The organism is Jannaschia sp. 2305UL9-9 (assembly GCF_041403465.1).
Lineage (GTDB): Bacteria > Pseudomonadota > Alphaproteobacteria > Rhodobacterales > Rhodobacteraceae > Jannaschia.
The window spans coordinates 16,822-26,502 of sequence record NZ_JBGEHM010000008.1 but is presented as its reverse complement, the minus strand read 5'-3'; the positions used below and the strand labels follow the sequence as shown (position 1 = coordinate 26,502).

The following is a 9,681-nucleotide window of genomic DNA, read 5'->3' as shown; positions in this document are numbered from 1 at the left end:
GGCTCTGCCCTTCCCGGCAGGGCCGTATTCGCGCATTCTCGTTCTATGGCACCCGATCGCATCACCTTACATCAGCTTCGCTACGTCGTCGCCTTGGCGGAGGAACTGCATTTCGGCCGAGCGGCCGAGCGGTTGGGAATGGCTCAGCCTCCTCTTTCGCGGCAGATCAAGCAGGTCGAGGCGCATATCGGCGCGCCCCTTTTCGTGCGCGGGCGTAGCGCCATCTCGCTGACCCAAGCAGGCGAACGACTGGCGAGCCGCGCAGCGGCCATTCTCACGGACCTTGATGACGCATTTCTCGAGGCACGCCGTCTGGGTGAAGGCGCTGCAGGCCGGCTGCGGATCGGCTTCGTGGGCTCCTCGACCTTCGGGCTGCTGCCAAACATCGTGAAGTCCTTCCGCGCGCACCACCCGGGCGTCCATCTCAGTCTGAGCCCGATGAACAATGCCGGGCTCCATCGTGCCTTGGTGCGTCGCGAGATCGACGCGGGGCTGGCGCGCCCTGCAATCGAGGATCCAGAGATCACGTCGCGCCGCCTGATCGAGGAACCGCTGATGCTGGCGGCACCCGATACCGTAGACCTGCCCGCCACGGTCGACCTGCGCCGCATGCCCGATCACACGTTCATTCTTTACCCTGAATGGCCGCGTCCGAGCTACGCCGACACCGTCCTCGCGGGATTGCGAGCGGTGGGGATCGAGCCGATGGACCCGGTCCATACGATGGATCTGCAGACTGCCCTTAGCTTGGTTGCGATCGGCGAAGGGTCGTGCGTCGTGCCAGGCTCCGTCGCGGACACGCCCCGCAACGGGATCCGCTTCCATACCCTGTCACCGACACTGGGGACGACCGAACTCGCCGTCGCCCACCGAATAGACGAGCAGGGCGTGCACTTGCATGCCTTTCTGCGTATTGCCCAGCAGGTCGCGCGGCGGCCGTTAGGCTGAAATTAAGCGGTGATACGGTGCAGGGTGCTCCCTCGTTCACGGTCAAACGCATCGACCTTGTCGAGATCCAGCGCGACGCCAATGCCTGGACCGTCCGGCAGACGAATCTCGAAGTCGGTATATTGCAAAGGTTGGGCGAGGATGTCCTCGGTCAACAGGAGCGGTCCGAACAGCTCGCAGCCCCATTCGAGGTCGGGTCCCGTACAGAATAGTTGCATGGCCGCGGCCGTGCAGACGCCGGTCTCCAGCATCGTACCGCCATAAAGTGAAAGCCCGGCCGCCTGCCCGATGGCCATGACCTCCCGGGCTCGGACGAGCCCGCCGGACTGCCCGACCTTCACCGCGAGTGCCGTGCCCGCTCGTCCGCGCGCTACACGATAGGCATCGCCAGGGCCGCGCAGCGCCTCGTCGGCTAGGATCGCAAGGCGGCATTGCCGCGAAAGATCGGCCATCGCGGGCAAGTCCGTGGCCGCTACCGGCTGCTCCGCCATCGTCACCCCGGCCTCTTCGAGCGCGGCCAGACCCCAGCGGGCCTGATCTATGCTCCAGTGCTGGTTCACGTCCACACGCACGCTCGCGCGATTTTCGACGGCTCGGACGATGGCCGCGACATGCGCCACGTCCTCGCGAACATCGCGGCGGCCGATTTTGAGCTTGAAGTCACGGTGGCGTCGCGCCTCCAGCATCTTCTCTGCCTCCTCAATGTCCCGAGCCGTATCGCCGCTGGCAAGTGTCCAGACGATGGGAAGGCCGTGCCGGACCGGGCCGCCGAAGAGATCGGCCACCGACAGGTCGAGCCGAGAGGCTTTCGCGTCCCACAGAGCCGTTTCGACCGCGCAGCGCGCGATGGGATTGCCGACCAGATGCGCATCGATCGCAGCCATGCGCGCGGCAACCGCGTCGCCATCCTGACCCATCAAGATAGGGGCAAGATAGGTGTCGATGGCTGACCGAATGCTCTCAGGGCTCTCCGCACCGTAGGAGAGTCCGCCGATGGTCGTCCCCTCACCAAGACCGATCGAGCCATCGGCGAAACGGAGCGTTACGAGCACGATGGTCTGCACGTGCATTGTTGTCATCGAGAGGACGTGGCCGCGGATCGTGGGCAGATCGAGGATTCGAGTTTCGATGGCGTCGATTTGGGCGGCAGGGCGAGGCATGGGCAACTCCGGTTGTCGAGCCCATCATGCCTCGGCTCATGCCCCGGAAGCGATGCCGCGTTCGGTCTAGGGCGATACCCGCAAAGATCGTTCAAGCATCCGATTGGCGGCCTGGAACCCGTTCGGGCCAACCGCATGCCCCAGCCCCGCCTCGATGACGAGATCGGGTCGCAGGCCGGCGCGGGTCAGCCAGTTCGCGGTGCGACGCGCCTCGTCGGCCGGTATGACGCGATCCTCCTCTCCATGAGCGAGCACGACCGGGGTCGACCGCAACGAGCCGGTCGGAGGTGCAGCGAGGCGCCCGGAGAAGGCGAGGACACCCGCGAACTCATGCCCGGCGGCGAAGACCGAAAGCGCCATGATCGCCCCTTGGCTGAAGCCGCCGATCACGACGTCCCGCAGCGTCGTTCCTGTGGGAATGGCCGCATGCACGAGACCGAGCGTGGCCGACATTGCCTCCGCGATCCGTTCGGGGCGGTTCGCTTCAGTGACCCCCTCAAGCGGGAACCACGCCCGCCCGAACCCGGCGGAAAGCGGCCCCTCGGGCGTCGAGACCGGAAGGCCTGATGCGACGCCCAGATGGCGGGCCAAGGGCATCAGGTCATCGGGGCTGGAGCCGAACCCATGGAGCAGGACGATTGCGCGCGGCGCGTTCACGACGGGACCCCCGGGGACCGGTCCGGGCCCACGGGCACGATGCCCGAGGGGTTGAGAGCGCGGATCGAGTAGTAGCCGTGCCGGATGTGCTCGGCCGAGACCGTCGCGGCCACGCCCGGCAGTTCGGCGATGCGGTCCGCGTAGGCCGACAGGCCGGGGTAGTCGGCGATGCGCGCCCGGTCGCACTTGAAGAGGCCATGATAGGCCAAGTCGAAACGCACCAGGGTCACGAAGGCGCGCACGTCCGCGCCGGTTACCCCATCCCCCAAGAGGTAGGGCCGTCCGTCCGACAGCATCCGTTCTAACCGTTCGAGCGTCGCGAAGACGTCCGCGACGGCCTCGTCATAGGCCGCCTGCGAAGATGCGAAGCCCGCGCGATAAACTCCGTTGTTGAATGCCGGATAGAGCTCGGCCTCCAGCGCTTCGATCTCCGGCGCGATGTCGGCGGGGTAGAGCTTCGGCGTCTCTGGCGCGATCCCGTCGAAGGCCCCGTCGAACATGCGCAGGATGTCGGCGCTCTCGTTGCTGACCATGGTGTCGCGCTGCGTGTCCCACAGAACTGGCACGGTCGCGCGGCCCGTGTAGCGAGCGTCGGCCCGCGTGTAGTATTCGTGGATGCGGTCCGCTCCATGAAGCGGGTCGCGTTCCGCACCGGGAAAGTCGCCGAAGCCCCAGCCCTCGTCGGCGAGGAACGGCTCGAGCACGGTGACGTCGATGAGCCCCTCCAGCCGCTTCAGGGCCCGCGCGATCAGCGTCCGAGAGGCCCAAGGGCAGATCAGCGCGACGAACAGGCGGTAGCGTCCCGCCTCGGCCGCGAAGCCGCCCTCGCCCGTGGGGCCGGGGCGTCCATCCGGGGTGATCCAGTTGCGGAAAGCCGAGGTCTGGCGAAGAAACCGCCCTTCGCCGTCCTTCGCTTGCACCGGGTGCCACGCCCCGGACCATTTGCCTTCAATGAGCATCGTGTCGATCCTTCTGGGAGGGGACATCGCGCCGATCCACGGCGCGACGTCAGGCGATCACTCGGCCGCAACGGCACGCGGGGTCGCGGTGGCTTTCGGCAGCGGGACGGCGAAGACGCCCGCGCCCAGACCTGCCTGAACGACGAGGGCCACGCCCCAGAACACCGGGAATTCCCAGCCACCGCCCTCGTTGGCGAACATCCAGCCATTGCCGCCATGGGCCAGCACCGAGGCCCCCGCGAGGATCGGGACGAGGGCCAGGGACACGACCCTGACGCCGATGCCGGCGATAAGCAGCAGGCCTCCGGCGAGCTCGGCGGCGATCACGGCGTAGGCGAGCCATTCCGGCAGACCGAGGGACACGAAATAGCCGGCGGTGCCCGCAGGCGTGAATACGAGCAGCTTGAGCAGCCCATGGGCGATGAACATGACGCCCATGGCCACACGCAGAATTAAGGCGGCATAGGGGGCGGTCTTGATGTCGATCATCGATCTTCTCCTTGATCGGGATCAGCGCGACAGCCAGGCGGGCGCGATCTGCGTGCCGCGGCCCAGCATGTAGCCGAACTGGATGTTGAGATAGGCGAGCGGCTCGAGATACCGCGCGTTGGACAGGGGCCCGGAGTCGACGGCATCGAACCCCGCGTCTCCCGCGATGCGCATCGCGGCCTGCTTGGCCGCATCGTCGTCGGAGGCAAGGAACACCGGCACGGGCGTGCCGCCCATATCCGGCCCGTTCTCGTAGACCTGCGCGAAGAGCGTGTTGAAGCCCTTCACGACGCGGGCCTCCGGCGCGGCGGCGGCGATGCGCTCGGCGGCGGAAGTGTCGAAACCGAGGGCGAGCCCGGAGAAGTCGTCTTTGACCGGGTTGGTTGGGTCGATGACGATTTTCCCCGCGAAACCGTGATCCTTCGCAAGGTCCTCCGCGGCATCGAACGGCAGAGCGAGGATCACGATTTCGGCCTGCGCGATGGCGTCGGAGAGGCTTGCGGACTGCACGGGATGGGTCTCGCTGCCGGCGGCGTCCGCGGCCTTCCGAGCCTTCGCGGGGTCGCGTCCGGCAAGGACGACACCGTGACGGGTGGTCGAGAGAGCGCGGGCGAGGCCGGTGCCGACGTTGCCCGCGCCGAGAATGGCGACGTTCATGGGTCTATCTCCTGGGGGATGCGCCCCGACCCGTGCAGGCCGGGGCGGATGGAATGTGGATCAGTTCGTCACGTAGCCGAACGGATCGGCCACGGCCGGCTCTTCACCCGCGTTGTTCCAGAAGTTCTGGAGGACGAAACCGTATTCGGGCAGATGGTTGACGAAGGGGTCGAGCATCGCGGTCGCGGTCTCGCGCCGCCAGTCGGCCTGGAGCTCGGCCGCCAGCGCGAAGACGGACTGCGCCTCGGCGCCGGCCTGCGCCATCCGCGAGATCGCGGCCGTTGCCTCGTATTCGGACCAGGCCCCCGAGGCGTCCACGACGGGGTAGACGTTGTCGAACCCGTCATTGAGCATCGACAACACGGGGAAGGCGACGCAGGTGCCGAGCGTCACGCCCGAGACGATCACGTGGGTCCGGCCCGTCTCTTCCATCAGGTCGGTCAGGGCGGCGCGGAAGGTGGGGTCCGCGTAGGCGTTGATGATGCCCGTGCGACGGTAGATCGGCTCGTCCGAGAAAATCTCGCGCAGCTCGGGCAGGATGTCGCCGTTCTGCCACTGGGCGTTCGACGTGGTCAGCAGAACGGGGATGTCGAGCGCATCCGCCGTCTTGGCCAGCGCCACGACGTTGTTCTTGTACTGGGCGAGCGAGGTGAAGTCGCGGATGCCCGCCATCAGCCCGATCTGGTGATCGATGAACAGCATGATGCTGTTCTCGGGAGTGGGCGGGTCGTAGGCGAAGTCGCCCGCCGTCTCGGCGTCCTCGGGGGACACGACGTTGGCGAGGTAGTCGCCGTCGATCGGGCTTACGATGTCGGCAGGCGCGTCCTGCGCGGCGGCGGGTAGCGCGAGGACGCAAAGTGCGGCGCCGGTCAGCAGATAGGATTTCATGACTCTCTCCATTTTCGGACCGACGGGGCGGGTTGGGAGGAATGCCCCGCCGGTCAGAGAAGGATGCCCCTTTCCGGCGTCGCCGAGAACTGCCATAGAGATGGAAGGATATTCTCTGGGTTATGGCATAATGGATCGGCTGCATTTGATGCGCGCCTTCATCGCCTCCGCCGAGGCGGGATCGTTCACCGCGGCCGCGGACCGGCTCGGCGCGTCGAACAAGGTCGTCAGCAAGCATGTGGGCGAGTTGGAGGCCGCGCTCGGAACCCGACTCCTGCACCGAACGACGCGCAAGCTCAGCCTCACGGACGAGGGTCGGCGCTACCTCGATGGGGCGCGCGACGTGCTCGAGCGGGTCGCCGCCTTGGAGGCGGACCTCGGGCCGGAGGACGGCGCGCTCAGGGGGCGCCTTCGCCTGTCCGCCCCGTCGACCTTCGGCGATCTTTTCATGCCATCCCTGCTGCGCGGCTTTCGCGCCCGACATCCGAATGTCGAGATCGACTTGCGATTGAGTGACCGCTTTGTGGATCTCGCAGAGGACGGGTTCGACCTCGCCGTGCGGATCGGGTCGCTGCCGGATTCCAGCCTTGTCGCGAAGCGCCTCGCCCGGACCGCGCTCTGGGTCATAGCCTCTCCGGGCTTTCTTGCGGCCCACTCGACGCCTGCGACTCCCGACGACCTGCCAGGCTTGCCCGCGATCCACGATGCGAACCTGCGAACGGGCCGGGCTTGGCCCTTCGTCTGCGACGGGCAAACGCGGCGCGTCGGCGTGTCCGCAGGCATCGCCGCAAACAGCGCGCGCGTGGTCGCCGACCTAGCCCGCGACGGCGCGGGGGTGGCCCTCTGCCCCGACTACGTCGTGGCGCGCATGGTGGCGCGAGGAGAACTGGTACGGCTGCTGCCGGAGCACGCGTCGCTCTCGCTCGACGTCCATGTCGTCTATCTCGCGAACAGGCACCTCGCGCCGAAGACGCGGGCGATGATCGACTATCTGGCGGAGTGGATGGCTTCGACGGACTGGCCCACGCCGTCGGCGGCTTCGTAGACGACTTTCACGCCGAGAAGGTCGGACGGTCCCGCCGCTCCGACGCGGTCCCCGATCACGATCCCGGCGAGGCCCGGTGTCCCCGTCGGCCGGATCGGGGCCGCCGGTCGCATGCCCCATGTGTTAACCGCGACGTGGTGGTGATAGCCGTCCCAGGACAGGAACGCCGCGCCAGGATAGCGTGTCGTGACCGAAAGGCCCGCTCCGGAAGCCCAGAGTTCCGCCGGGGTCAGGTTGGGAACCGAGAGGTGAACGTGACCGATTGCCGTGCCATCTGGAGCGCGATCGTAGGCTCCCGTCTCGGCAGCGAGGAGCGCGTCGACGTCCAAGGGCTCGCTCGGCATGTGCAGCGCGCCGCTCGCATCGTTCCAGTTGGCAACCGGGCGGTCGGCATAGATCTCGATCCCGTTCCCCTCCGGGTCGGACAGGTAAAGAGCCTCGCTCACCCCGTGGTCGGATGCGCCGATCAGCGGAGCACGTGATCGGAGAGCACGGCCCAACCATGCCCCGAGATCGCCGCGCGATGGGAGGAGGAACGCCGTGTGGAACAGCCCCGGAACGCGCTCGGTCGGTCGAGAACGAGATGCCTCCGTGATCTTCACGAGCGGCTGCCCGTTACGGGTGCGCAGGGTCCGGTCCCCTCGGGACTCCTCCACTTCGAGGCCGAGGAACGACGCGTAGAAGTCAGCAAGGCGGTCTGGGTCGGTCGCTGCAAGGACGACATGGTCGATCCAGCGGGACGCGTCGAGCGGGTGGGATGCGGTCATGGTCGAACTCCTTCGTCCGCATCCGGAAGTAGCGTCAGAGACGCGCTATTGTGAGGCTCAACGAGGCGAAACGGTTTCGTCCTCAAACGTCCAAGTCATAGACGAGGATACCCTCGGCGCCTCCGACGCAGGCGGCGACAAGATCGCGTCCAATGTGTAGGTGCTCAGGGTGCGCCGCATATCGGTCCGCGTCCTCGCGGGCTCTGAAACGGACGACGAAGCCGTAGGGGTGAGACGACGACTTTCCCTCGAAGTCTCGGTTCGGGCCGTGATCGAATGCGAGGATGCCGGGGAATCCCTCGCAGAACGAGGCCAACCGTTCGACGACGCCTACGATAGAGGAGACCGGACCGCGGAGGTTCAAGAAGACGCAATGGAGGATCATGAGAAAACGTAAGTGACCAAGAGCTTGAGGTGCAGTTTAGGCGATCGCGCCGGCAAGCAGCGTGTTCGCTGACAATCGGCTCGACCCTTCTACTTGCAATACCCGCACATAATTATGGCTTGAGTGAGCGACACTTCCTCTCCAGCCGGTGCCATTCCTCGCTGTGGATAGAACCCCATATTCGATGATCCATATGCATGCATCCTGGCGCAGCTGTTCGTCATGGTCGCAAAACTCAATCCTTAGGAGATGTGATGTCCCAGGTCCACAAACGCTGCGTCAAAATAGACCGCCGGCGCTTCCTCGGTGCCTCCGCTGCGCTCGCTCTTCTGCCGCGCGCCGCCCGCGCCCACCACTCCAATGTCATTCCCGCCCTGCGTAAGGGTGGCCACATCGTCTACTTCCGCCATGCTGCGACTCGATGGTCTGGCATCGACCGCATCGAATGGCCGCGCGAGCGTCAGCGCCTCCTCTCGGCAGAGGGCGAGCGCCAAGCCCGCGTCATCGGCACCGCGTGGGAGGACCTAGACATTCCGGTCGGCGAAGTGTGGGCCTCCCCTTTCGCCCGCTGCGCCGACCATGCGCGGATCAGCTTCGGCCGCGCGCGCGAGGATATGCGCCTGATCGGCCTCCTGTCAGACGATGCAGGCCGAGCCGAGCGCATCGCCTTCCTCCGCGACCTCGTCACTAAGTCTCCTGGGGTCGGCACGAACCGCGTCATCGTCGCCCACCGCTCCAACATCGCCGAGGTCGCGGGCATCGCACTTGAGGAAGGCGAAGGCGCCGTGCTCACCCCCGATAACTCGGGCGACTTCGCCTCCCGCGGCACGTTCATGCCGGATGCATGGACAAGCTAGCGGCTTACCCTGTTGCTCTTCGCTATTCGTTCCAAAGCATACCCGGAGAAACGTTTCTCAAGCGCCATCAAGCGCGGAGACACGCTGGCGGCGGTCCTTCTTCCCGTTCCATCTCGACGAGCCTTGCGAGCGTCGCTTCATCGACGTCGCCCTCAATCACCGTCCGCCCGATCACGATGGCCGGCGTACCCGCGAAGCCGAAGAGCGTGCGCAGCGCCAGGCCGCGCGCGATCCGGTCCGAGACCGCCTCGCTCGTCATATCGGCGGCGAGCCGATCATGGTCGAGATCGAGATCAGCGGCCACGGCTTGGAGGTATTCCGGCGTCGCCCGGAAGGGACTCCGCAGCAGGCGGTCGTGGAACGCGGCGTAGGCGCCCTGCCGATCCGCGGCCAGTGCCGCCCGCGCGGCGAGGAGGGATGTCTCGCCGAGGATGGGCAGTTCGTGCCATGTGATCCGCGCGCCGCCCTCCGCGACGTCGTCCAATTGAGCGAGGCGGCGTGTGGTGATCCGGCAGATCGGGCAGTTGTAGTCGGAGAAGGACGCGATCGGGACGACGTCTGGATCGCCCGACCATCCCGCGAAGAGGGTGCCGCAGAGGTTGGCTTCGACGGCGGTTTGCGCCTCCGACGTGTCGGGACGGCCTTGGGGGTCCGCATCCAGCCCGACGAACGGATCGAACCCGCCGGAGCTGGTCTGTCCGCCCGCGATGCGCCGGAACCCGCTGGGGCGGTCGAGCGCGGTGAACTCCAGGGACGCGAAGCGCGATCGGAGGGCTGGGATACCGTCACGCAGCAGGAAGTAGGCGCCTGCGACGGCGAGGCCGCCGAGAAGTAGGCTACGCCGCGACCCGCTCATACGGTCGCGCCGG

Annotated in this window: 12 protein-coding genes; 3 read left to right on the top strand and 9 right to left on the bottom strand. The window is 66.8% G+C overall.

Translation table 11 applies throughout. The features are described from left to right. Positions 1–45: 45 nt before the first annotated feature. Positions 46–948 carry a LysR substrate-binding domain-containing protein gene (locus tag V6N07_RS17790; RefSeq protein ID WP_371158288.1) on the top strand — a complete coding sequence of 301 codons (903 nt, stop codon included), beginning with the start codon at positions 46–48 and terminating at the stop codon, positions 946–948. A gap of 2 nt (positions 949–950) precedes the next feature. Here V6N07_RS17790 and V6N07_RS17785 read toward each other — a convergent pair whose 3' ends face one another. From V6N07_RS17785 to V6N07_RS17760, 6 genes are all read right to left on the bottom strand, one after another. Then, positions 951–2,108 carry a muconate cycloisomerase family protein gene (locus V6N07_RS17785; protein WP_371158287.1) on the bottom strand — a complete coding sequence of 386 codons (1,158 nt, stop codon included), beginning with the start codon at positions 2,106–2,108 and terminating at the stop codon, positions 951–953. A 66-nt stretch (positions 2,109–2,174) separates the two neighbouring features. After that, positions 2,175–2,765, bottom strand: coding sequence for an alpha/beta hydrolase (locus tag V6N07_RS17780; protein WP_371158285.1), 591 nt, complete (start codon positions 2,763–2,765; stop codon positions 2,175–2,177). Then, entirely contained in the window at positions 2,762–3,724 is a 963-nt protein-coding gene (locus V6N07_RS17775; protein ID WP_371158284.1) for a glutathione S-transferase family protein, read from the bottom strand. The genes V6N07_RS17780 and V6N07_RS17775 overlap by 4 nt, the downstream gene beginning before the upstream one ends. A gap of 57 nt (positions 3,725–3,781) precedes the next feature. Next, positions 3,782–4,213 carry a DoxX family protein gene (locus V6N07_RS17770; RefSeq protein WP_371158282.1) on the bottom strand — a complete coding sequence of 144 codons (432 nt, stop codon included), beginning with the start codon at positions 4,211–4,213 and terminating at the stop codon, positions 3,782–3,784. A gap of 21 nt (positions 4,214–4,234) precedes the next feature. After that, complete coding sequence (locus tag V6N07_RS17765; protein WP_371158280.1) at positions 4,235–4,870, bottom strand: NADPH-dependent F420 reductase; 636 nt, start codon at positions 4,868–4,870, stop codon at positions 4,235–4,237. 60 nt (positions 4,871–4,930) lie between these two features. After that, complete coding sequence (locus V6N07_RS17760; RefSeq protein ID WP_371158278.1) at positions 4,931–5,758, bottom strand: isochorismatase family protein; 828 nt, start codon at positions 5,756–5,758, stop codon at positions 4,931–4,933. Between the two features lie 130 nt (positions 5,759–5,888). Here V6N07_RS17760 and V6N07_RS17755 point away from each other — a divergent pair, with 130 nt between their 5' ends. Next, positions 5,889–6,803 (top strand): LysR family transcriptional regulator, encoded by a 915-nt coding sequence (locus V6N07_RS17755; RefSeq protein WP_371158277.1) that lies wholly within the window; start codon positions 5,889–5,891, stop codon positions 6,801–6,803. On the opposite strand, the gene V6N07_RS17750 is transcribed toward V6N07_RS17755, so the two are convergent. Beyond that, the gene (locus tag V6N07_RS17750) at positions 6,746–7,570 is read right to left on the bottom strand and encodes a VOC family protein (protein ID WP_371158276.1); all 825 of its coding nucleotides are present in this window, start codon (positions 7,568–7,570) and stop codon (positions 6,746–6,748) included. The genes V6N07_RS17755 and V6N07_RS17750 overlap by 58 nt on opposite strands. Positions 7,571–7,652: 82 nt before the next feature. Beyond that, the gene (locus V6N07_RS17745) at positions 7,653–7,955 is read right to left on the bottom strand and encodes a Dabb family protein (RefSeq protein ID WP_371158274.1); all 303 of its coding nucleotides are present in this window, start codon (positions 7,953–7,955) and stop codon (positions 7,653–7,655) included. 254 nt (positions 7,956–8,209) lie between these two features. Here V6N07_RS17745 and V6N07_RS17740 point away from each other — a divergent pair, with 254 nt between their 5' ends. Continuing rightward, complete coding sequence (locus tag V6N07_RS17740; RefSeq protein WP_371158272.1) at positions 8,210–8,812, top strand: histidine phosphatase family protein; 603 nt, start codon at positions 8,210–8,212, stop codon at positions 8,810–8,812. Between the two features lie 67 nt (positions 8,813–8,879). On the opposite strand, the gene V6N07_RS17735 is transcribed toward V6N07_RS17740, so the two are convergent. Next, positions 8,880–9,668: a DsbA family protein gene (locus tag V6N07_RS17735; protein ID WP_371158270.1), complete on the bottom strand. Its 789-nt coding sequence runs from the start codon at positions 9,666–9,668 to the stop codon at positions 8,880–8,882. Between the last annotated feature and the right edge of the window lie 13 nt (positions 9,669–9,681).